At 54.4% G+C, this 23,104-nt stretch carries 16 protein-coding genes and 2 pseudogenes; 15 read left to right on the forward strand and 3 right to left on the reverse strand.

Annotation, left to right across the window (positions count from 1 at the left end):
• Nucleotides 1-149 precede the first annotated feature (149 nt).
• Both BMW84_RS00280 and BMW84_RS00285 read left to right on the forward strand, forming a co-directional pair.
• Nucleotides 150-809: a response regulator transcription factor gene (locus BMW84_RS00280; RefSeq protein ID WP_091063143.1), complete on the forward strand. Its 660-nt coding sequence runs from the start codon at nucleotides 150-152 to the stop codon at nucleotides 807-809.
• A gap of 66 nt (nucleotides 810-875) precedes the next feature.
• Nucleotides 876-2,093: an aminotransferase-like domain-containing protein gene (locus BMW84_RS00285; RefSeq protein ID WP_091063145.1), complete on the forward strand. Its 1,218-nt coding sequence runs from the start codon at nucleotides 876-878 to the stop codon at nucleotides 2,091-2,093.
• A gap of 759 nt (nucleotides 2,094-2,852) precedes the next feature.
• Here the strand turns inward: BMW84_RS00285 and BMW84_RS24980 are convergent.
• Nucleotides 2,853-3,029, reverse strand: a pseudogene (locus BMW84_RS24980) (DUF2161 family putative PD-(D/E)XK-type phosphodiesterase); the annotation flags it as partial.
• A 480-nt stretch (nucleotides 3,030-3,509) separates the two neighbouring features.
• Nucleotides 3,510-4,082 (reverse strand): annotated as a pseudogene (locus BMW84_RS00295) (DUF2161 family putative PD-(D/E)XK-type phosphodiesterase); the annotation flags it as partial.
• Between the two features lie 208 nt (nucleotides 4,083-4,290).
• Between BMW84_RS00295 and BMW84_RS00300 the strand changes: the two are divergent.
• From BMW84_RS00300 to BMW84_RS00320, 5 genes are all read left to right on the forward strand, one after another.
• Nucleotides 4,291-6,186, forward strand: coding sequence for a PrkA family serine protein kinase (locus BMW84_RS00300; RefSeq protein ID WP_091063147.1), 1,896 nt, complete (start codon nucleotides 4,291-4,293; stop codon nucleotides 6,184-6,186).
• A gap of 568 nt (nucleotides 6,187-6,754) precedes the next feature.
• Nucleotides 6,755-7,285, forward strand: a complete 531-nt coding sequence (locus tag BMW84_RS00305) for a GyrI-like domain-containing protein (protein ID WP_254772819.1) — start codon at nucleotides 6,755-6,757, stop codon at nucleotides 7,283-7,285.
• Between the two features lie 129 nt (nucleotides 7,286-7,414).
• The gene (locus tag BMW84_RS00310) at nucleotides 7,415-8,860 is read left to right on the forward strand and encodes an S-layer homology domain-containing protein (RefSeq protein ID WP_091063149.1); all 1,446 of its coding nucleotides are present in this window, start codon (nucleotides 7,415-7,417) and stop codon (nucleotides 8,858-8,860) included.
• A gap of 278 nt (nucleotides 8,861-9,138) precedes the next feature.
• The gene (locus BMW84_RS00315) at nucleotides 9,139-10,587 is read left to right on the forward strand and encodes an S-layer homology domain-containing protein (RefSeq protein WP_091063151.1); all 1,449 of its coding nucleotides are present in this window, start codon (nucleotides 9,139-9,141) and stop codon (nucleotides 10,585-10,587) included.
• 169 nt (nucleotides 10,588-10,756) lie between these two features.
• The gene (locus tag BMW84_RS00320) at nucleotides 10,757-13,252 is read left to right on the forward strand and encodes an S-layer homology domain-containing protein (protein ID WP_091063153.1); all 2,496 of its coding nucleotides are present in this window, start codon (nucleotides 10,757-10,759) and stop codon (nucleotides 13,250-13,252) included.
• A 63-nt stretch (nucleotides 13,253-13,315) separates the two neighbouring features.
• Here the strand turns inward: BMW84_RS00320 and BMW84_RS00325 are convergent, their stop codons facing one another.
• Complete coding sequence (locus BMW84_RS00325) at nucleotides 13,316-14,710, reverse strand: SpoVR family protein (protein WP_091063155.1); 1,395 nt, start codon at nucleotides 14,708-14,710, stop codon at nucleotides 13,316-13,318.
• 893 nt (nucleotides 14,711-15,603) lie between these two features.
• On the opposite strand from BMW84_RS00325, the gene BMW84_RS00330 reads away from it, so the two are divergent.
• The 8 genes from BMW84_RS00330 (at nucleotide 15,604) to BMW84_RS00365 (ending at nucleotide 23,102) form a co-directional block, all read left to right on the forward strand.
• Complete coding sequence (locus BMW84_RS00330) at nucleotides 15,604-16,080, forward strand: DUF2975 domain-containing protein (RefSeq protein ID WP_091063158.1); 477 nt, start codon at nucleotides 15,604-15,606, stop codon at nucleotides 16,078-16,080.
• Between the two features lie 10 nt (nucleotides 16,081-16,090).
• Nucleotides 16,091-16,303 carry a helix-turn-helix domain-containing protein gene (locus BMW84_RS00335; RefSeq protein WP_091063160.1) on the forward strand — a complete coding sequence of 71 codons (213 nt, stop codon included), beginning with the start codon at nucleotides 16,091-16,093 and terminating at the stop codon, nucleotides 16,301-16,303.
• Nucleotides 16,304-16,560: 257 nt separating this feature from the next.
• Nucleotides 16,561-17,643, forward strand: a complete 1,083-nt coding sequence (locus BMW84_RS00340; protein WP_091063162.1) for a DUF4362 domain-containing protein — start codon at nucleotides 16,561-16,563, stop codon at nucleotides 17,641-17,643.
• Between the two features lie 12 nt (nucleotides 17,644-17,655).
• Nucleotides 17,656-18,396, forward strand: coding sequence for a response regulator transcription factor (locus tag BMW84_RS00345; protein WP_091063165.1), 741 nt, complete (start codon nucleotides 17,656-17,658; stop codon nucleotides 18,394-18,396).
• Nucleotides 18,393-19,328: a sensor histidine kinase gene (locus BMW84_RS00350; RefSeq protein WP_091063166.1), complete on the forward strand. Its 936-nt coding sequence runs from the start codon at nucleotides 18,393-18,395 to the stop codon at nucleotides 19,326-19,328. Before BMW84_RS00345 ends, BMW84_RS00350 begins: the two co-directional genes overlap by 4 nt.
• Nucleotides 19,329-19,629: 301 nt before the next feature.
• On the forward strand, nucleotides 19,630-20,547 hold the full coding sequence (locus tag BMW84_RS00355; RefSeq protein WP_091063168.1) for an ABC transporter ATP-binding protein: 918 nt from the start codon (nucleotides 19,630-19,632) through the stop codon (nucleotides 20,545-20,547).
• A complete protein-coding gene (locus tag BMW84_RS00360) occupies nucleotides 20,531-21,226 on the forward strand; it encodes an ABC transporter permease (protein ID WP_254772820.1) in 696 nt (231 codons plus the stop codon). Before BMW84_RS00355 ends, BMW84_RS00360 begins: the two co-directional genes overlap by 17 nt.
• A 187-nt stretch (nucleotides 21,227-21,413) precedes the next feature.
• Nucleotides 21,414-23,102, forward strand: coding sequence for an ATP-binding protein (locus tag BMW84_RS00365; protein WP_091063173.1), 1,689 nt, complete (start codon nucleotides 21,414-21,416; stop codon nucleotides 23,100-23,102).
• The last annotated feature ends 2 nt before the right edge of the window (nucleotides 23,103-23,104 follow it).

A 23,104-nucleotide genomic window follows, 5' to 3' on the forward strand; every position in this document is an offset into this window, starting at 1 on the left:
TGATTGGAATATTTTGATAGACGTATTCAAGGTAAAAGAGAACGGACGTGCAAGACATCAACCATCCTTGCTTGCGTGTTATCCGGAAGAGCCGTAAAGGCTTTTTCATATTGGGTAAATTTTAGATGTTGCAGGAGGTTAGGGCGTTAATGATGAAGGTTTGGCGGGTGGTCATTGTGGGCTGTCATCCCACCAGTATGCTCGGGACAAAATTGATATTAGAGGAAGGGGGAGAACTGAAGGTCGAGGCGATGATGTCCTCGTGGACCGAAGGCGTCGCAGCAATCCGGGACCGGCAGCCGGATCTGATCCTCTTTGACTATCAGATGCCGGACGGTACGGTAGAAAGCGTGCTCGGAGAAATAAAGAACAGCGCGCCGGAGTCCCATTGCATCGTCATGACGGAGGAAGAAGAAAAAGAACTGTATCATCCGTTGATTGAGCTGGGAGCCAGCGGAGTTTTGTCCAAAGGCGCTTCGCCGAGACAACTGCTGCTGATGATCGAAAGTCTGCGCGAAGGATTCATGTCCCTTCCGCTCGATCTGGTCCGGCACGGGCTGCAGCGGTCGGCCGCATCCCCGCAAGGCGTGGACCGGGTGATGCAGCTGACGCAGACGGAGATGTTTATTATGGAACGGATTGTCCAGGGCGTCACTTACGATAAGATCGCGCAGGAGATTGAAGTGAGCCGGCGGTCCATCGACAATTATTTGCGGAAAATTTATGTGAAGCTGGATGTCACGACCCGGGCGCAGGCTATTGAGAAATTTGCGCTTTATTCGCGGCAGACCAAGCAAATGTACGCATAGCCGTATCCGGGCGACATAATGGCGAAAAGCGGGGAATACCTTGGTACCAAGGAAAGGGGAGAGGGTATGAAATATGACTTTTCGGCACGGGCGCATACGCTTTTATCGTCGCAGCTGCCGGGTTACCGGCTGGAAGCCGGGCGCGGCGCCATCATTTCGCTGGCGGAGGAGCTGCCTGCGGAAGAATTATTTCCTCTCTCGCTGCTCGCGGAGACCGCGGCTTCGGTGATTTCCGCCGATGCCAATGCGCTGCAGTACGGGGATCCGGAGGGCTACGGTCCGCTGCGGGAGTGGCTGCTTGGCGATTGGCTGAAAGAAAAGCATGTGATCGCGGGAGACGGGGGGCTGCTGCTGACCACGGGAAGCCAGCAGGCGATCGACCTGCTGACCCGGGTCTACATCGATCCCGGCGACCGCGTCCTCGTTGAGAACCCGACATCCCCGGGCATTCTTCAGGCGCTGCGCATGCAGGGGGCCGTTATCGTTCCGGTACGCGGCGACCGGGAAGGGCTGCAGCCGGATCATCTGCGCAGCCAAATCCGTCTGCACCGGCCCAAGATGCTGTTCTGCACGCCGAGCTTCACGAATCCAAACGGCATTCTCTGGAGCCGGCGGAGACGACAGGAAGTGCTGGAGCTGTGCATCGAGCATCATCTGCTGATTGTGGAAGATGATTCGTACGGAGATTTGCATTTTCAGCGGTACGGCGAGCCGGTGGCTCAGCGGTATCCGAGCCTGCATGCATTGGAGAATGTTGCCGAAGGCGGGCATGTGCTGTACATTGGCTCCTTCAGTAAAACGGTCGCCCCCGCGCTGCGGACGGGCTGGGCGGCAGGCAGCCGGGAACTGGTCGGCATGATGACGGCGGCCAAGCAATTGGCCGACCGGCAGTCAAGCTCGCTGAACCAGCGGCTGCTCCATCATCTGCTCAGCGTCTCGGCCTTCGATCTGCGGGAGCACATCCAGCTGCTGAACCGCGAGTATAAAACCCGGCTGAAGCTGATGGTGGAGCTGCTGAAGCGTCCGGCCTGGAAAAACTGCGGATACGATCTGCCGGAAGGCGGCATGTTCATTTGGGTGACACTGCCGGAGGGGCTGGACGCAAACGCGCTGCTCCGCGCGTCAACGGCCAAAGGGGTCTCTTTCCTACCCGGGCCGCTCTGCTCGGTTACCGGAGGCGGCGGTTACATCCGCCTCAACTTCAGCCATCCCGGCCGCGACGAGCTGCTGCTCGGGATGAACCTGATCAGCGAAGCGATGACGGAGTTTACGGCGCGGAGCTGAGAACGGGAGTAATTGCGGGTAGAGCGATGGAAGGAACGCCCTGGGGTAGTTGCCGCTGTGAATTTCGCGTCGGTAAGCAGAGCAGGCGGCGAGGTACCGTTGCATTATGGAACCCTCTGCAGAACCTTAAACAACTGCGGTTTGATGCGATGGGGTTCAGCTTGAAGAGGGGCATTATAGAACCACACTGACTGCTGCACAACATGCAGGTATGAGCTGGTTCGCTGGAGTAAGGTTTTGAGCAACTGGTGTGTTAGGAATGAAAAAGCTGTCCTTAAGCCGCGTTATGGCTGCAAGGAGAGCTTCTTTTTTTGATCAATGGGCGGGGCGAACGACGTTTGGTCGACGATTGAGATAAAGGGATGTGGGTATAAGGGTAAACAGCTGCTAATTAGCCTAAAGCGATGAGATGGGTGATATAGAGGGAAAACGTCCCTCTAATTAGCCGAAAGCGCTTGGGCGGACGAAATAGAGGGAAAATGTCCCTCTATTTCAAGCGCAAACGCAGAAAGTTGAAGATTTGCCCCAATTAGTGGGATGAAATACCACTAATTGCTGGGAATAAGCGTTTTGGGCTGAAATAGAGGGATGAAATCCCACTAATTGAAATAGAGGGTTGATTAAGGCGGTGATTTGGACGGTTTTGTTTGAAAAATAGAGACAGCAGGCTTAAGCCTCCAAAAAATCCGCCCGTGGACAAGCAGAGCCGCGATTCCCTCCATCAGTGGGGAATCGCGGCTCCGTTTGGCTTGGGTGGACTTAGGCTTTACCCGCCGCCAAGCCCGCGATGGCGGCATATTCATCTAGGGCTGCCGCGCCTGCGCGCGACAGCGTGTACCGGCCGCGGTTCACACGGGTGAACCAGCCGTAGTAGTTACGCTGCAGAATCGCTGCAGCGTCGGGGACCCCGCTCCGCCGGCGCAGCTCCGCCGGCGACACCCCCGCCGCGGCGTAACCCGCGGCGGTCTCGGCCACCGTCAACCCGGGCTCCGCCGGGTTGACCTCCGCCCGCGGCACAAGCGTCGCCGCGGGCAACATGTCTTGGCCGGATACGTCCGGCCAATCCCAAGCCTCGCTGGAAAGCGCGCCCGGCGGCGCTTCCTCCATCTCAAGCAGCAGCCAATCCTCGCTGCCGAGCTCGTCTGCCAGCCACCGCCCGCGCTCCTCGCCTCCCGCAACGCCCGGCTCCAGCAGCCCTGCATCCGCGCGTAGCGCCTTCTCTCGCTCCTTGCCTCCCGCAGCGCCCGGCGCCAGCCGTTCTGCATCCGCGCGTAGCGCCCGCGCAAGCTCCTCGCTTCCGGCTACGCCCGGTTCCAGCAGCCCTGCATTCGCGTGCAAAGCTCTCTCGCGCCCCTTGCCTCCCGCAGCGCCCGGCGCCAGCCGCTCTGCATCCGCGCGTAGCGCCCGCGCAAGCTCCTCCTGCACAGCCTTGCCCGACGCGCCGCCTGCCTCCAGCTCCGCCGCCCGCAGCGCGAGCGCGACGCGCAGCGCCTTCTCGCGGTAGGCGGTCACGAGCTTGACGCGCGTGCTGCCGCCGGTATTGTAATCGCCGCTGCGCCCGCCGAACTCGCGGAGAAGGCGTTCACGCCGCCGCTGGCCGCCTCGCGCCTGCGGCGGGGCGGCGCCGGGCTCCGCCAGCACCTCGACCAGCGGCGTTTTGGTTTTATAGAACATGACGGTGATCAGACCGAGCCCGAGCCGGCGGCAGAGGCCGGTCAGCTCGCCCCAGCGCTGGTTCACCGCGCCTTTTTTATCCCGGGAACGCTCCACGGCCAGATAGACGTTCGGGCTGAGGCGCAGACGTTCCACGCCTTGCAGCAGCAGCGCGAGGTTAAACGTCTTTTTCAGCTCCACGATCAGCGGCTCCTCTTCGCCTTCGCGCACGCCGACCAGATCGCAGGTACGGACCTCCCCTTTGACGGTATACCCCCGCCCTTCAAAAAAACGCTTCAGCGGAGCGTACAGCTCCGTTTCGTGCTTGATGGCCATACGGCTTCACTCCCGGACAAGATGCGCTGTCCTCTGTGCAAATTCATGATTATTCGCGCAGAAGGGACTTACACCTTTTGTGAAATAACGATTCTCTATTATAGCACAGTAAAAAAGAGGTCAACTATTCCCGGAATGCCGCATAGTTATGTAATACACTTCTAAAGCCAAAGGAGCCAAGTTGGAGCGCAAGAGGAGGCAGCGAGTTATGGACATTTTTGAGCGAATCTCATCGTATCGGGCTGAGAATGACCGTTTGGCGTGGAGCGGTACTTTCAAGGACTATATAGAACTGCTGAAAAAAGACCCCTCTCCCGCAAAGACGGCCCATTCCCGCGTATACGACATGATCAAGTCGCACGGCGTGGAGGAGATCAACGGACGCAAGAGGTATAAGTTTTTTGAACGGGAAATTTTCGGTCTTGACCGCGCGGTCGAAAAGCTGGTGGAGGAGTATTTCCATTCCGCCGCCCGCCGCCTCGATGTACGCAAACGGATCCTGCTGCTGATGGGGCCGGTCAGCGGAGGCAAATCGACGATCGTCACGCTGCTGAAGCGGGGACTGGAGCAGTATTCACGCACGGAAGAAGGCGCGGTGTACGCCATTGAGGGCTGCCCGATGCATGAAGAGCCGCTGCATCTCATTCCGCTGGAGCTCCGCCCGGAAATCGAACGGGAGCTGGGCGTGCGCATCGAGGGTAACCTCTGCCCTTCCTGCCAGATGCGGCTCAAAAACGAATACCGCAGCGACATCGAACAGGTCAAGGTCGTGCGTGTGCTTTTATCCGAAGAAGAGCGGGTGGGCATCGGGACCTTCAGCCCCTCCGATCCGAAGTCGCAGGATATTGCCGACCTGACGGGGAGCATCGATTTTTCCACCATTACCGAATACGGCTCGGAATCCGACCCGCGCGCTTACCGCTTCGACGGGGAGCTGAACAAAGCCAACCGCGGCCTGATGGAGTTCCAGGAAATGCTGAAATGCGACGAGAAGTTTCTGTGGAACCTGCTCTCGCTGACCCAGGAAGGGAACTTCAAAGCCGGGCGGTTCGCGTTGATTTCAGCGGATGAACTCATCGTAGCTCATACCAACGAAACCGAATATAAATCCTTTATCGCGAATAAAAAGAACGAGGCGCTGCAGTCCCGCATGATCGTCATGCCGGTGCCTTATAACCTCCGGGTGTCGGAGGAAGAGAAGATTTACGCGAAACTGATCGGGCAAAGCGACATGAAGCATGTGCATATTGCGCCCCATGCGCTGCGCGCGGCGGCGATTTTCTCGATCATGACCCGCCTGAAGGAGAGCAAAAAGCAGGGCATGGACCTGATCAAAAAGCTGCGGATGTACGACGGGGAAGAGGTTGAAGGCTATAAGGAAGCCGACCTGAAGGAGATGCAGTCCGAGTATCTGGACGAAGGCATGTCCGGCATCGACCCTCGGTACGTCATCAACCGCATCTCCAGTGCCCTGATCAAAGGCGACCTGAAGTGCATGAACGCGCTCGATGTGCTCCGGGCCATCAAAGACGGCTTGGACCAGCATCCTTCCATTACGAAGGAGGAACGCGAGCGTTACCTGAATTTTATCTCGATTGCCCGCAAGGAATACGACGTGCTCGCCAAAAGCGAGGTACAGAAGGCGTTCGTGTACTCTTTTGAAGAGTCGGCCAAAACGCTGTTCGAGAACTACCTCGATAATATCGAAGCGTTCTGCAACTGGACGAAAATCCGCGATCCGCTGACCGACGAGGAGATGGAGCCGGACGAACGGCTGATGCGTTCCATCGAAGAACAGATCGGCATCTCGGAAAATGCGAAAAAAGCGTTCCGCGAGGAAATTCTGATCCGGATCAGCGCCTACTCCCGCAAGGGTAAAAAGTTTGAATACAGCAATCACGACCGGCTGCGCGAAGCCATTGAGAAAAAGCTGTTCGCCGATCTCAAGGATATCGTCAAGATTACGACCTCCTCGAAAACGCCTGATGAAAGCCAGCTTAAACGCATCAACGAGGTCTCCAGACGCCTGATCGAGGAGCATGACTACTGCCCGATCTGCGCCAACGAGCTGCTGAAGTATGTGGGCAGTCTGCTGAACCGGTGAATGACTCCGGAGTTAACGGAAGGAAGAAGCGACGCGTATGGTGTCCTTCTTCCTTTTTTGCGTGCTCTGTGCGGGAACATCCCTATAATCTTGGCCTCATTCCGGGAATGAGGTCTTTTCATTTTCCGCAATTCCGGAACAACCGGCGCCGCACCGGCTTGCTATAATGAAAGCACCGTACGGGAAGAAGGTGGGCTTACCTGAACTACAGCAGAGATATAGAGCAGTGCATTGATTTTATTGAGAAAAATTTAAAAGGGACTTTGACGGCCGAGGCCATCGCCGCGCAGGCGGGGTATTCGCTGTACCATTTTAGCCGCGTATTCGCGCTCTGCAAGGGGGTGTCCGTAATGGAGTACGTGCGCGGCCGCCGATTGTCGCTGGCTTCGGTGGAGCTGGCGAAAGCGGGCGAATTCTTGACATCGCACTGGACTACGGATTTGAAACGCAGAGCGGCTTTACCAAAGCATTCCGCAAGGCGTTCGGCTACAGCCCGGCGCAATACGCGGTCAGAATGAATGGATATTACGTCCACGGCTGTTCGGAGGTTCCCGTAGGAGGATATTTGATGGACCCAGTAATCATCCGCAAACCGGCTTTTAAAGTAGCAGGATACGGTATTCAAACCAATGTGGCGGAAGGAAATTATACGAAGGATATCGCTTCCTTTTGGAGCGATTATGACGGTGAAAATCTGGAGAGCAAAATGTACGCGTTACTCAATCCGCCCAAACACGGCGAAGTGGGACTCTGCATCCCGGCTTCGGATGGCGGGACGGCAACGTACCTGCTCGGCGTAATTGTCGAAGATTACAGCGGCATTGTGCCCGAAATGTTGACGGCAGAGGTGCCGGAAGCGGAATATGCGGTGTTTACGACACCGCCGGTCGATACGTCGGGCGGGGACCAGGACGCATTTGTCCGGGCGATCCGCGGCACCTGGAAATACGTTTTTGAAGAATGGTTTCCTGTGAGCGGCTATGTTTATGATGATAACAAGCTTGACTCTGAATTTTACGACGAGCGCTGCCATTCGCGGATCGACACAGTGATGGAGATTTACGTGCCGGTTTTGCGGTGTACGCAAGAAGAACTGTAGGCTTGTAAAATTCCAAGCAAATAGCGACATAAACTGACAGCCTCCGGCAAGAAAAATATGGTAAGCTGGTATGGATTGTGAAACGCGCTTACATACATTTTATACCATTTTTTTGCTGGGGGAATTCAAATGAAATATTGTGTGGGGTTAAAAACGGGCGTCGCCCTATTGCTGGCCGCTCAACTGTTTATAATGCCGGCAGCCGGCATTCAGGCCGCTGCTGCGCCAAGCGATCTTGGCGGCCATTGGGCGAATGCGACGATTACGGCTTGGCTCGAGCGGGGGCTTGTCTCCGGCGATCCGGACGGCCGATTCCGTCCGGACGACAAAATTACGCGGGCGGAGCTGGTTAAACTGGTGAACCGGGCATTCGGGTACACCCAAACCCGCGAAATCCATTTTACGGATGCGGTAAGCGGACAATGGTATTATCCCGAACTGCAAATCGCCGGTGCGGCGGGTTACATTCAGGGCTACGCCGATGGAAGCTTTGGGCCAAACCGGCCGGTGTCGCGCCAGGAACTGGCGGTGATGCTGGGCAAACTGCTTAAGGTTGAAACGAAAGATTACATTGCGGAGTTCAGCGACACCGTCTCCAGCCCGGCCTGGAGCAAACCGTCGATTGCGATGGCCACGGTTAACGGCTTGATGGGCGGTTATCCGGACGGTACGTTTAAGCCGGCGGAATCGCTGACCCGGGCGGAGGCGGTGGTTATTCTGGACCGGACCTTGTCCGGAATATCGGGAGGTACCGGGACATCGGCGGCATCCGCCGAATCGGATCGAAGCACGTTTACTTATGCCAACGGTTTGCGGATGGGCAACGGCAGGCTGGCGATTTTTCAGCAAGGCGTAGACCATCCTTCGAGCGCCACCGTTCCGGTAGAAAACGGTGAATTTACGGTTCCGGCGCTGACCGATGGCACTTACCGTGTGGAATTCTTCGTCGGCGATGTAAGCAAGGTGAATCAACTCTTAAATTATACTTTTACGATGAAAGACGGCGTTCCGGCAGGCGGTTTGCTCCATGTGGTTGCACCGCCCAAATATGCGGGCAGCTTTCATTTTTCCGATGGTGCAGCCGCTAACGGCATGCTTTCTCTGACAAACCTCCCTGGAGATTATCACAAGGTGTACAGCGTTCCGGTGGTGGCTGGCCGGTTTGCCGTTTATTTGCCGGACGGCGAATATCTCGCTTACAGCCTATTGGGTGCAGATGGAAAAACGACCTCGGTTGCCAATAATTTTGTCGTCGCCGGCGGACAGGTGACATCGGGTACGCTGGAAATGAAACAAGCCCTTGGACTTACCGGCAAGGTTGTCAAAGCGGACGGCACACCGGTTGCGAAAGGTTCTCTGGAGATCCGCTCCAGCGTAAAATCCAGCGAGATTCATGTTGCCGAAGTGAAAGACGGCCGGTTCACCATACCATTGCCGGATGGTTCATACAATGTCACCTACTATATCTCGCCGGAGAATGAGTATTATCCGATGAATCTGCATTTCGAAGTCAAGGACGGCGTATCTTGGGGGTTCACGGAGCTGCATTTACCGGCAGAGCCGAAAAAGAACTGAAACGACAGCTAGACCTCATTCCGGGAATGAGGTCTGTTTTTGCCGCGCTGTTTGCGCTGTGCAAGGAAATGCCGTGATGGAATAGGAATATGTGTGCAGCCCCAGATACCTCGGCGAGGACCAGTGCGAATTTGTCCGGGCTGTAGAGCGACTAACGAAATGGATGCAGGCAGCGACATAAACTGACAGCCTCCGGCAAGAAAAATATGGTAAGCTGGTATGGATTGTGAAATGCGCTTACATACAGTTTTTCACCATTTTTCGCTGGGGGAATTCAAATGAAATATTGTGTGGGGTTAAAAACGGGCGTCGCCCTATTGCTGGCCGCTCAACTGTTTATAATGCCGGCAGCCGGCATTCAGGCCGCTGCTGCGCCAAGCGATCTTGGCGGCCATTGGGCGAATGCGACGATTACGGCTTGGCTCGAGCGGGGGCTTGTCTCCGGCGATCCGGACGGCCGATTCCGTCCGGACGACAAAATTACGCGGGCGGAGCTGGTTAAACTGGTGAACCGGGCATTCGGGTACACCCAAACCCGCGAAATCCATTTTACGGATGCGGTAAGCGGACAATGGTATTATCCCGAACTGCAAATTGCCGGCGCGGCGGGTTACATTCAGGGCTATGCCGATGGAAGTTTTGGGCCAAACCGGCCGGTGTCCCGTCAGGAGCTGGCGGTGATGCTGGGCAAACTGCTTAAGGTCGAAACGAAAGATTATATTGCGCAGTTCAGCGACACCGTCTCCAGTCCGGACTGGAGCAAACCTTCGATTGCGATGGCTGCGGTCAACGGCCTAATGGGCGGTTATCCGGATGGCACGTTTAAGCCGGCGGCATCGTTGACCCGGGCGGAGGCTGTCGTTATCTTGGATCGGACATTGTCCAGTATATCGGGCGGTACCGGGACACCGGCGGCATCTGCCAAATCGGATCGAAGCGCGATTACTTATGCCAACGGTTTGCGGATGGGCAGCGGCAGGCTGGCGATTTTTCAGCAAGGCGTAGACAACCCGCCGAGCGTCATCGTTCCGGTAGAGAACGGTGAATTTACGGTTCCGGCGCTGAACGATGGCATATACCGTGTGGAAGCCTTCTTCGGCGACGTGAGTAGGGAGGATCAACTCTTAAATTATAATTTTGCAATGAAAGATGGCGTTCCGGCAGGTGGATTGCTCCGTGTGGTTGCATCGCCAAAGTATGCGGGAAGCCTTCTTTTTGCCGATGGTACGGCGGCTAACGGCTCGCTAAGCTTGCAAAGGCTGCCCACGGATTATCACTGGGGGTACAACGTTCCGGTGGTGAATGGCCGGTTTGTCGCTTATTTGCCCGATGGTGAATATCACGTTGTCAGCTTAACAGGCGCAGACGGTAAAACGACCTCGGTTGCCGCAGAATTTACTGTCGCCGACGGGCAGGTGAGGGCCGGATCGCTGGACATCCGGTTATCCCGTGAGCTGAGCGGTACGATTGTCAAGGCGGATGGTACGCCGGTTACAAAAGGTTTCGTAGAGATACATTCCAGCGCAAAATTCGGCGAGATTCATGTTGCCGAGGTGATCGACGGCCGGTTTACCGTGCCGCTGCCGGATGGTGCATACGATATAACCTACTATGTCTCACCGGAGATCGACTATTACCCGCTGGATCTGCATATCGAGGTCAAGGACGGCCAAGCGGTGACGGGGCCGCTGAAGCTGACGCTGCCGGCGGAGCCGCGGAAGAGATGAGGAATAGGATCGGAGACTGCTCTGAAGAGCAGTCTTTTTTTGATATTTTAGGGGGATATACAAAAAAATGCAGGTAATTTAAAGATGTTTCAAATTTTATATGGCAAAAAATTGAAATATTGTGTAATTTAATAGAAAGCACTGATTTCATCCGCGAAGGGAGAACATTATGCTAAAAATAAGAAGTTCGATTTTGAAGAAAGGCTTCGCCATATTTATTGCAATTTGTTTTACATTATCATCGTTTGGTTCCGTTTTTGCCGCTCCGGCTTCGGATATTGCAGGCAACTGGGCGGAACCACAGATTCGCGCATGGATGGATCAAGGGTACATATCGGGTTATCCGGACGGGCGGTTTAAACCTTCCAATTCCATAACCAGAGCTGAATTGATTGCATTAATCAATAAATCGTTTGGTTTTACGGAGAAAAAGGATGTTGCATTCAAGGATGTCTCCTCTAAGAGCTGGGTATATTCGGAGGTCTTAAAGGCAAATGCCGCCGGTTATATCAGCGGATACGGCAACGATATGTTCGGGCCGGGCAACAAAATTTCGCGGCAGGAATTAGCGGTGATGATCAAAAAGTTGTTGAATCTGAAGCCTTCGGCCGATGCGGGATTCACCGATATGGCAGCGGTTCCGGCTTGGGGCAAAGATGCGGTCAATGCCGTGCAGGAAAAAGGAATCATGCAGGGTTTTGCCGATCATACCTTCCGTCCGTCCCAACCGGCGAGCCGCGCCGAAGCGGTTGTTATTCTGGACCGGGCGCTGGCATTATTTCATGAAGGGACAAGCATAACCTACACAACCGCAGGCGTATACGGGCCGGAAACGGGAAATGCAGCCGTGGGCCAAGATGTAGTGATCGACTCGAAGGATGTGACCTTGCGGAATACGACGATCAGCGGCAATCTGCTGCTTGGCGCAGGCATTGGCGAAGGGGACGTGCAGCTGGAGAATGTGACGGTCAAAGGAACCACAACCGTTTCCGGCGGCGGAGCGAACAGCGTGCATTTCAACAAAAGTACGCTCGGTAACGTAATCGTCGACAAGAAAAAGGGCAGCGTGCGGGTCGTTGCCGAAGGCTCAACCACGGTGGGCAACCTCCAGATTCAATCCGCTGCGGCCATTGAGTCTGTAGGCGGAGCTCAGGTAGACACTTTGTTGCTGTCCAAAGACCTGCCGTCTGATTCCAAAGTAAGCCTGAAAGGCAGCTATAAAGCGGTAAACGTTGACGCGCGGAATGTGAACGTGGAGATTCCGGAGGGCACGATTCAGAGCCTGACCGTAAGCAAAGAAGCGACGGGCAATAAACTGAAGAACGAAGCGGCGATCTCATCGCTGGATATAAACGCAGGACTGGAAGTTACGGGAAAAGGCAAGATCGACAAGGCAGTAATCAACGCTGTAGGAATCTCGCTGGAAACGGCGCCAACCAAGCTGGAAGCCGGTAAAGACAGCAGTGCCGATGTTAAAGTTAAGATCGGCGGCGTCGAGCAGCCGGCTGCAACGCCTGCACCCGTAGTCATTGGCGGGGGTCCTTCGGGTCCGCTAACACCACCGGTAACGACGCCGGACGTAAGCGGAAACGTACAGGGAAGTATTAAGTACTCAGACGGAACAATGCTTGGGGATGGGACGGTGTTTCTTTACCGTGTGGAAGATCACGGGGGCTTTAATTACGAAGTGAAGCTGAACAAAGGAAAGTTCGGTGTGCAGCTGCCCGATGGAGATTACTATATCAACCAAATAACCACCGATGGCATGCAAGAATTGATGAACGTCCGTTACAATTTTACTGTTCACAATGGAACGCTCGGTTCCGGAACAATACAGATCACTTTGCCTCCGAAAGTAACCGGTACGTTTAAGTATCCGAACGACGAAACGATTAATGAAGGGATTATAAGCTTTAATAGTGTTGATTCAAATCCCTTTGACTATAATCATGCACTTATTCATAAAGGAAGCTTCAACCTGTACCTTCCTGATGGGAAATACCAAGTTTCTAATGTGTATAGTTCAGATAACGATGAAGATATCTCTATCTATCATTTGTTTGAAATTAAAGACGGATTACTCACCAGTCCGCTGACGGTAACCTTACCTGCAGCTGTGACCGGGACAATTAAAGATTCGGAGAACAAAGCGATTACTTCCGGAAGGATAGGCATCACCCGGATTAACGTAGACACTCTCGAGAAATATTATGCTAATATAAAGGACGGAAATTATACCTTTTATATCCCCAAGGGCGATTATCAAGTGACTTGGCTTAGTACCGAGAAATATGAGATGAGTGGGCCATCCCTTAATTTCAGTTTTATTGACGATCCTTTGGATATTGTAATGCCTAAGCTAATTACCGGAACAATAAGTTATGCCGATGGACGTTCGTTTGTTGGTGATGGTTATGTGATGTTCGAGAATGCGACAACGAAAACTCCGTACAGTTCTAGAGTAACGAATGGTCAATTCAGCGTTTGCCTTCCGGATGGAGATTATGTAATTAGTAATTATGTCGGCATAGATGGTGAGCAAGCGTTCTTTCTTTCTTACAGCTTTAAAATTGATAAAGACTCCAGTGAACCCACGCAGATTTCGCTTATCGTGCCGCTAAATGGAATGCTCCAGGATGGGGCTTCCACCAACGAAATCCCATAACGAAACAGCCCGCCGCGCATATCCAAATGCCGGCGGGCTGTTTTGCTTTTATAATAAGCACCGCTACAAAAACTTCCGGGTCACCTTTTTCCCATCGTAAGAAAACAGCGCCTTTTTATCCTCGACGACCGTCTGCAGATGCACGCCCTTCCCCCAGAGATTGTAAATATGCGGCAGCGTCCGCTCCAGGTACTTCAGGTCCAGCTCGATGCTTTCGTAACGATGGACGATCAGCAGCTCCCCGGTGCGTTCGTAATCGGCGTCTTGCACGACGAGGTACGGCATACCGCCGTTGACGCGGGCCAGCACGAGCTGGTCACGCACATTCTCCCACGCTTTGTCGGTGATCTTCCATTCCGGCCCTTTTTTCTCGAACACGTACAAGTCCAGATCGTTCACCAGCTGTTTGGTCATGTAGCTGCGGATAAAAGAGATGTCCGAATCGAGCTCGCGCACCTCGAAGATTTTGTCGCGGTCGTAGCGGCGTTCGATGTCCTCGAAGATTTTCAGCCCCAGATAGTACGGATTGAGGCTTTGCCGGCTAGGCTGCACCACCGAAGAGTTGAGCTTGGAGTATTCGATCGTCTCCTCCGGCGTCAGATCCAATTCGCGCATGATCCGCTGATGCCAGTACGAAGCCCAGCCTTCGTTCATGATTTTCGTCTCCATTTGCGGCCAGAAGTAAAGCATCTCATCGCGCAGCATTGTCATAATGTCCCGCTGCCAGTCTTCAAGCGCCGTGGAATACTGCTGAATAAACCAGACGAGGTCTTTCTCCGGCTCGGGCGGAAACATGCGTTTAGCGGCTGGATCGGGTCCCGGAGCGGCGTCATGGCGTTGATCAAGCTCCCATAGTTCGCTGTAGGCGGTTTGCGGTTTGGCCGCGTGGTTCGGGGTCTCTTTTTGCCGTTTCAGCTTGGCTTCCAGCAGTCCGGATTTGCCCAGTTTATGCGGCTGGATCAGGCTCGGGTCAACATGCTCCTGGATGGCCAGGACGGAGTCGATGAAGCTTTCGACCGTATCCGTGCCGTAGGTCACCGAATAGCCGGCGATCCGGTCGGCCGTGGCCGACATGCTCTCCACCATATCGCGGTTGGACATGGAGAAGCGGACATTGTTTTTGAAAAAATCGCAGTGAGCCAGCACATGCGCCACGATCAGCTTGTTTTGGACCAGGGAGTTGCCGTCCAGCAGGAAGGCGTAGCAGGGATTGGAGTTGATGACGAGCTCATAAATTTTGCTCAGGCCAAAATCGTATTGCGATTTCATTTTGTGAAAATTTTTGCCGAAGCTCCAGTGGCCGAACCGGGTCGGCATTCCGTAGGCGCCAAACGTATAGATAATATCGGCAGGACAAATTTCGTAGCGCATCGGGTAAAAATCCAGCCCGAATCCAGTAGCGATCTCCGTAATCTCGGCAATCGATTTTTCCAGCGCCTTAATCTCATCACCGGACATGCCCACATCTCCCCTTCCATTCGATTCGCTAAAAAATCGGCGTCTGCTAGAGCTTATTCCGCGGATTTTGCGGATGTTCCGCGCCGATCGTCCGGGTGTTGTTCTTTATTATGTATATGGGGCGGGGGAGGGGAGTATGATGGGGGTTCGTTGGATGCGATGCTTGCATAGGCGGGGAGTAAGATGGAATGGACTGAACATTGCTATGGAGCATAGCGCTGAAGGGCACAATGAAATGAACGAAAGCGGGAACGGGGCCTGAGCCTAAGAGTTTGGAGAAGAACGGACCTGAGCGCCGTTATTTTGGTGAAAAATGCAATGTTGAGCTGCTAACGGACCTGAGCGCCGCTATTATCACCAAATGGGCTTATTTCATGCCGTTTGGAGCGCAATAACGCCTCTGGTGTCCGTTGTTTCGGGAAATGGGTGTATTTCCCGTATATAAGGGCGCTCAGGTCCGTTAGCACAGGGGCCGCGCTTGTGTCAGTGCTTCACCACCTGACTCTCACCACCCAGCCCTACCGTCCATCATTCTACCGCCTCTTTTCCGACACTCACCGCCAGTGTCTCACGCTCAAGGGTTTCACCGCCCAGCCCCACCAATCAATGTCCCGACGCTCCGCCCACCCTCCAGCCTTCCCCCGTCAATTGTTCCAACGCTCACCTCCAGACCCCACCGGGTTCCGGGTCTTGATGATTGAAGGCTAAACTAACCTGAGCGCCGTTTGGAGAAAAACGCGTTATTGTTCCATCCCCACCATTGCCTCCCCCAGACGTATCCTTAAAAGCAACGCCTTAAATGCCTCCCCACACCACATTTCAACAATTATTTATTGATTTACAATAAATAATATGCTACTCTCAGAACATAATCCGGATAGGGAGGACTTGTAATGGAACGGGGAACGACACTGTTTTTAAGGCTGACGGTGATCATTATTGGCGCGGCGGTGCTGGCGCTGTGCATTTTCGGGCTGCCGATGATCGGGAGGGAAATGGCGGATCATTATCCGGACTGGTGGCTGAATACCCTCATTGCCGGGATGTATGTATCGGCGGTTCCGTTTTATATTGCGCTTTATCAAGCGCTGCGGCTACTGCGGTACATTGACAAGCAGATGGCTTTTTCGGACGCGGCCGTAAAGGCCTTGAAGATCATTAAATGGTGCGCGGCCGCGATTTGCCTGCTGTACGCCGCGGAGAGTCCGGTGCTTTATTGGATGGCCGACAAAGATGACGCGCCGGGAATTCTGGCGATCGGGCTGGTCATTATTTTCGCGTCGCTGGTCATTGCGGTGTTCGCCGCCGTACTCCAGAAGCTGTTGAAGAACGCGATCGATATCAAAGCGGAAAACGACTTAACGGTCTGAGGTGAAGACAATGGCGATAATCATAAATATTGACGTCATGCTGGCGAAACGGAAAATGAGCGTAACAGAGCTGTCGGAGCGGGTGGGCATTACGATGGCGAACCTGTCGATTCTCAAGAACGGCAAGGCGAAAGCGGTCCGGTTATCGACGCTGGAAGCCATTTGCAAGGCGCTGGACTGCCAGCCCGGAGACCTCCTGGAATATCGGAGCGACGATAACTGACGATAACGAATATGCAAGATGCCGCGGTTCTCCGGTCGGGAGAGGATCGCGGCTTTTTTTGGCGGAATTCCCGCAACGTACCCGGTTAGACCTGATGCTGATCCCCCGCCTCGCGGGGGTATTTTTGGGTTTGAGCCGGCATCCGGCACGGTCCATCGTTTGAAGCACATGCGTTTTTCATCGAACGGGCTCCGGAAATCGGTTATAATTGGAAAGAAGTTTCGGAATAAACTCCACATGCGGGCAGGTGAAACGAAATGCGCAGGGGACGCAAATGGTGGCTCGCCGCAGGCATCGGCCTCATTGTTCTGGCCGCCGCCGCGGGGATCAAGTATTTCTTTTTCCCGGATTATGAACCGTTTACGGTCATAGAACAGAGGGAGCTCTCCAGTCCGAAATACGGGACATATGTGTATAGGGGGATAGCAGATCAGGGCGAATATGACGGCAAGTTCAAACGCCGGGGTATTGGAGAAACGCAAAACGGCGACATCATCTATGAACTTAAGAACGATCCCGGGCACAACCGGCTGATTCTTATCTATAATACGGAAATGCCATGGTGGGAGCTGTATGAACGGCAGGACATTATGTCAGGCCAAACGGACTCCAAGCTTGATCATACCATTGACGAGGAGAACGACGTGATCCTCCGGCTGGATACAGCCCGGAATCTGGGGCGGCTGGATGATTTCATGGATAAAAAGCTCGGCCGACTGAAGGTGGTACATTACAGCATTGAGGGAGATCCCATTTTCGATATGCTGCAATATGCCGCGGGCCGTATCAAAGTGACCATCGACAATACGTTGGATCGTTTCGGTACGCCTAAAGTCCGGTCTTTTACTTGCACCCAACTGGAGCGGCAGGAGTCGGACACGAAGCAGATTTACATGCTGACCGGCTGCACAGGCATTGAGGCGGAGCAGGTTCAGCTCGTCCGGGTGGATTATGAACTGAGTGCCCAGGATCGCTTCTCATTTGTGCTGAAGTACGGCAAGAAGCTCAAGAATGAGATCAATACCCGGGACATGACGCTGGTGATGGATCACGGAGCGTCGATGACCGAAGTATCCGATTTTCAGCTGTCCCCGCAGGACATGCAGCAGATTTACCGCAAGCTGGTATTGGCCAACTATCTGGAGACCAAAACGCTGACGGACCGCTGCAGTAGCTCTTCCGGGGAAAAGTATGCGCTCGAGGTTACGATCAACGGCGCCGTAAGGAATTACGCCTGGGGCGGCTGCGACAAGGGCCTGGACGGGCAGCAAATGACCGAAATTGCACAATTGATAATCGATACAGTACGGAACAACGAAGCATACAAGCCGATTTTTTAGGGGGAACCGGGGATGACGCAGCGCCTGCTGTTGATTGAAGACGACAAGGATATCAGCCAAATGGTCCGTTCCTATCTGGAGCGCGAGGGATACGAGCTGGATACGGCATTTGACGGCGAGGAGGCGGCGCGATTAATCGCAGGGCCGGATGTTTATGCATTGGTACTGCTGGATTTGATGCTGCCGAAAAAAAACGGAACCGAGCTGCTCCAGCTCATTCGCGCGAAAAGCCTCGTTCCCGTCCTCATCATGTCCGCCAAAGACAGCGATGTGGACAAAGCGCTCGGTCTGGGGTTCGGCGCGGACGACTATATTACGAAGCCGTTCTCGATGATTGAGCTGGCGGCACGGGTGAAGGCGGCGATCCGCCGGGCGGGGTATGCGGCCGTTCCTGCCGGGGCGGCGGAACCGGCTACGGAGAATGGCGTAAACGGGCAAAATTCGCTGATCCGCCTGCGCGGCCTGACTGTTGATCTGGGTAATTACACGGCGATCAAGCAGGGGGAGGAACTGAAGCTGACGGCCAAAGAGTTCCAGATTCTTAAGCTGTTTGCCGCCCATCCCGGCCGGGTGTATACGAAAGCGCAGATTTACAGCCAGGTCTGGGAAGACGAATATTACGGCGACGAGAATGTAATCAACGTCCACATGCGGCGGCTGCGCGAGAAGATCGAAGACGATCCGTCGCGGCCCGAATACATCAAAACGCTGTGGGGCATCGGCTACAAGCTCGGGGATGTGCTGCCGTCATGACCGAGTTTTATATCCTGCCGATTGTGCTCCTTGTGCTGGTCATCGTATGGCAGCAGCTCAGGCTTCGCGGCCGCGCCAAGCAATTGGCTTACGTACATACCAAGCTGGAAGAGATTATCGGCCGGCAGTCCCATGAGCGGTTGCTGCTGTTCAGCGACGATCCGGAACTGCAGAAGCTGCTGATTGCCGTCAACCTGCTGCTCGACACGAATCATAAAGGAACGGTAGAGCGGAACCGGCTGGAGCGATCGCTGCGCTCCATGCTGGCGAATATTTCCCACGACCTGAAGACCCCGCTGACCGTGATCCTGGGTTATATTGAAACGCTGCTGGAGTCAGGAGAGCTGCCTGAAGCGGACAAGCAGGCGATGCTCCGAACGATCCAGGGCAAAGCGCAGGAAGTCACCCTGCAGATCAATCGCTTTTTCGATCTCGCGAAGCTGGAATCGGGCGATAAAGAGATTCCGCTGACGCGCGTGGAAGCGGGGGAAGTCTGCCGGCGTAACATTTTGGATTTTTATGACCTGATCGGCGGCAAAGGCTTTGACGTGCAGATTGACATTCCCGACGAGCCGCTGTACATCATGGGAAACGCCGAGGCGCTCGGCCGGATTCTATCCAACCTGTTATCCAATGCGATTGCCTACGGCGATGGGGGCGGCGTGCTTGGGCTAAGGCTTGCGGCAAATGATGAGAAGGTCGAAATCGAGGTCTGGGACAAAGGCAAAGGCATTCCCGAAAGCCAGCAGGCCAAAGTGTTCGAGCGTTTATACACCCTGGAGGATTCCCGTAACCGGGTCTATCAGGGCAGCGGACTCGGGCTTGCCATCGTCAAGAAGCTGACGGAAGCGATGAACGGCAGCATCTCCCTGAAAAGCCAAGCATATTCCCGCACGTCTTTTACATTGAGCTTCCGCCGGCTCCATTATTGACAGCTTAAGATTTTCGTAAGAATCGGGTAAGAAAAAAGAAAATTCCGCTGTGTACAATAAAACCATAAGAGTTGAACAATGGATTCTCAGAAAGCGAGAAGAGCAAGGTGAAGTTTGGAACTGTAGGAGCGACAGCGATCGCCTTTGTCTACGGATTTCTACAACAATGATGAGCATGATTCAAGAAATTTGTAGACAACAGCGACCGAAAGTCCAAACATTCACCGCAGCGACAACAGAGCGTTATGGAAAACACTAGTTCAACGAATATAGGTGAGCAAAACAAAAGGAGCTGGCGGAAATGGCGAATATTATCCAGACCTGGAACCTGACGAAGGTCTACCAGGACAAGGAAGTCGTGCGGGATGTCAACATGAAGGTACGGCAAGGCGAAATTTACGGTTTCCTCGGACCGAACGGTGCGGGCAAAACGACGGTGATGAAGATGATGACCAATCTCGTGAAGCCGACGGCAGGTGAAATCGAGTTCTTCGGCGAAAAGATCACGCCTACCTCGTATGAGCTGCTGAAGCGCATGGGCTGCATCATCGAATACCCGGTCTTCTACGACCGGCTTACTGCGAAAGAAAACCTGGAGCTGCACGGCGAATACATGGGGTACTATAATCCGAAAGCGATAAGTGAAGCGCTGGAACTGGTCAAGCTGACCGGTGTGGATAAAAAGCCGGTGAAGCAGTTCTCCCTGGGCATGAAGCAGCGGCTGGGCATTGCCCGTGCAGTGATGACCAAACCGGAGCTGCTGATCCTGGACGAACCGATCAACGGTCTGGACCCTCTCGGCATCAAGGAGCTGCGCGACGTGTTTCGCATGCTTAGCCGTGAATACGGCATTACGCTGCTGATCTCCAGCCACATCCTCAGCGAAATCGAACAGATCGCCGATACGGTCGGCGTCATCAAAAACGGAATTCTGCTGGAGGAAGTCGCCATGGATACCATCCGCGGCAGAGAAATGGAGTACATCGAGCTGGTAACGGCGGAGAGCGGCAGGGCGGCGCTGGTACTGGATCAAGTGCTGGGGCTGCGCAATTTCAAGGTGCTGGATGCCCGGACGATCCGGATATACGACAGCGTCAAGCCGCTGGAATTGAACAAGGCGCTGGCGGACGCAAATGTGGAGCTGGAAAGCCTGAACAAGAAAAATCATTCGCTGGAAGACTATTTTGTGGAACTGATTGGGGGTGGCGTCGTTGCTTAAGCTGATCTCGCTGGAAATGCGTAAAATGAAAACGAAGCTGTTTAGAGGCGCGCTGCTTGCCGGTGCGATCATCCTGGCATTTATGATTTTGGTCACTTTCACCGATTCGGGGGACGGCGAATTTAACACCTACGCGGACGTGATTGGAGCGGTCTTTACTTTTTCAAAGGGAACCTTCCTGATCTTTGCTGCTGTACTGCTGGGTAAAATCGTCATCGGCGAATACAAAAACAACACGATTTCCGTTCTGTTCATGTACCCGATCCCGCGCAAAAAGCTGATGACCGCCAAGCTGCTCATCGTGTGCATGTTTACATTTACAGCCGTCTTTGTCTCCGATGTGGTGATTAGCGCGATCCTGATCGGCATCGATTACTTCTTCAAGGATGTGATCCAGGGCGAACTGACCTTTAAATTCATTTCGGAAAAGCTGCTCTGGGGCTTCAACGATTCCGTCTATGCAGCGGGCATCGGCTTGATTCCGATCTACTTCGGAATGCGGAAAAAATCCGTATCCACGACGATTGTGTCCGCCATCATCATGACCAGCCTGCTCTCTTCCGGATTCGGCGATTTCCGTTTGGGCAGTCAGGCGGCCGTCTCGATCGGATTGGCGCTGGTGGGTGTAGCGATTGCATACCTGACGATCCGCAACATCGAATACAAGGATATTGCTTAGTCCAATATACAGGTTTAGCAAAGCGCTGCTTCAGCCGTTTTCCGGCATGGGGCGGCGCTTTTTGTGTGCTGTAAAATCGTGGCGAAGTTTATGTTTTTGTGGCGACCGCTGAAAGGTTTTTTGCTATAATATCAGAAAGCAATATTTTCGAGTTTGCAGACGGTTTGAAGCCGAGTGGAGGTGGGTTATGAGGAAGGATTGGGCTTCCATTTTGGGCCGGGCGATTGCGGATGACGGCTCCTATAAGCTGCTGTACGATCATCATCCGGACCTGATTGTTGTGCTGGACCGCAGGGGGCGTTATGTGGACAGCAATCGCGCATTTGGCATTACAGCGGATAGCAATGCTCCGCTGGCGGATGGAAGCCTGGCCCGGCTCCTGCCGGGGGCGCCTGGTGAAGGGAATTTCGCTGCGGCGCTCGACGGAATGACCTCCACCTACGAACTGCGGGAGACCTCCGAGATGTCCACGGCCTCCAGTGGAGCGGCGGTGACATATATCCCGCTGAAATCGCCCGAAGGCGTTGCCGGCGTGTTCGCCATCGTGCGCTACAACCGGGAAGAGAGCCTGCCCGCGCCGCTCCGGCGGTGGTTCGAGGTGCTGGCTGCTTCGGCCGGACCGCTTATGAGCGCATCGGGGGAAGAGGAGACGGAGCGGAATCCCTCGGAAAGCCGGGAAGAGGCGGAGCAGAACAACGCCGAGCTGGTACTCGAAATGGCGGAGGACCGCAAGCTGAACCTGATCCTGAATTCCGTCTCGGCCGGCATCTTCTGTCTCGACCTGTCCGGCAGAACCATCTTCATTAACCGTGAAGGCGCGGATATGCTGGGCTATGTTCCATCCGAGCTGATGGGCCTTCCGCTGATGGAGCGGATTCACCATCCGCATGGCGATGCCTCGCGGTACCCGCTGGGCGAATGCCCGATCCGGATGACGCTCGGCGACGGCATGATCCGCAGCCAGGGCGACGACATCTTCTGGCGTAAGGACGGGACAAGCTTTTTCGTCAATTATACGATTGCGCCGCTGCTCTATAAAGGAACGATCTGCGGCGTCGTGCTGTCGTTCAGCGATATTACGAACGAGCGGGAGATTATCCGCGCGAAGGAATCGGCGGAACAGGCGGCTCAAGCCAAAGCCGATTTCTTGGCGATGATGAGCCATGAAATCCGCACGCCGATGAACGGAATGATCGGCATGGCGGACCTGCTTCTGGAGACGGAGCTGGAGGAGGAGCAGCGCGGATATGCGGAGCTTCTGCGCAGCAGCAGCTACAATCTGCTGCAGATTCTGAACGACATCCTGGATTTCAGCAAGATGGAGGCCGGTAAAATGCCGCTGCAGTCCGAACGCGTGGACCTGCGTGAAATGATTGACGAGATCATCGAGCTGTTCACCCCGCGGGCGGAAGAGAAAAAGCTGGCTCTGCGCTGGTGGGCTGACACCAGCGTGCCGGAAGCCGTCTCTACCGATCCGAGCAGGCTGCGGCAAATCATCGTCAATCTGGTCGGCAACGCGCTGAAATTTACGGAACGAGGCAGCGTGACTCTATCGGTCAAGAACATTCCGCTGCCCGGCTCCAGGGAATTTTTGTTGGAGTTTTCCGTCCGCGACACCGGCGTCGGCATTGCGGACAACAAGCTGAACCTGCTGTTCCAGTCGTTCTCCCAGCTGCATCCGTTCATCAACCGCAAATATGGCGGAACGGGACTCGGGCTGGCAATTTCCAAGCAACTGGTCGAGCTGATGGGCGGTACCATCTTCGTCGAGAGCGAAGAGAACCGTGGATCCGTGTTCCGCTTTATGCTGCCGTTTGTCAATGAAGAAGCCGAACTGTCACCTGAAACCGTTCTTTTACAACAACCGCACTGGTAATG

The organism is Paenibacillus sp. NFR01, from assembly GCF_900111565.1.
Taxonomy (GTDB): Bacteria; Bacillota; Bacilli; order Paenibacillales; family Paenibacillaceae; genus Paenibacillus_AQ.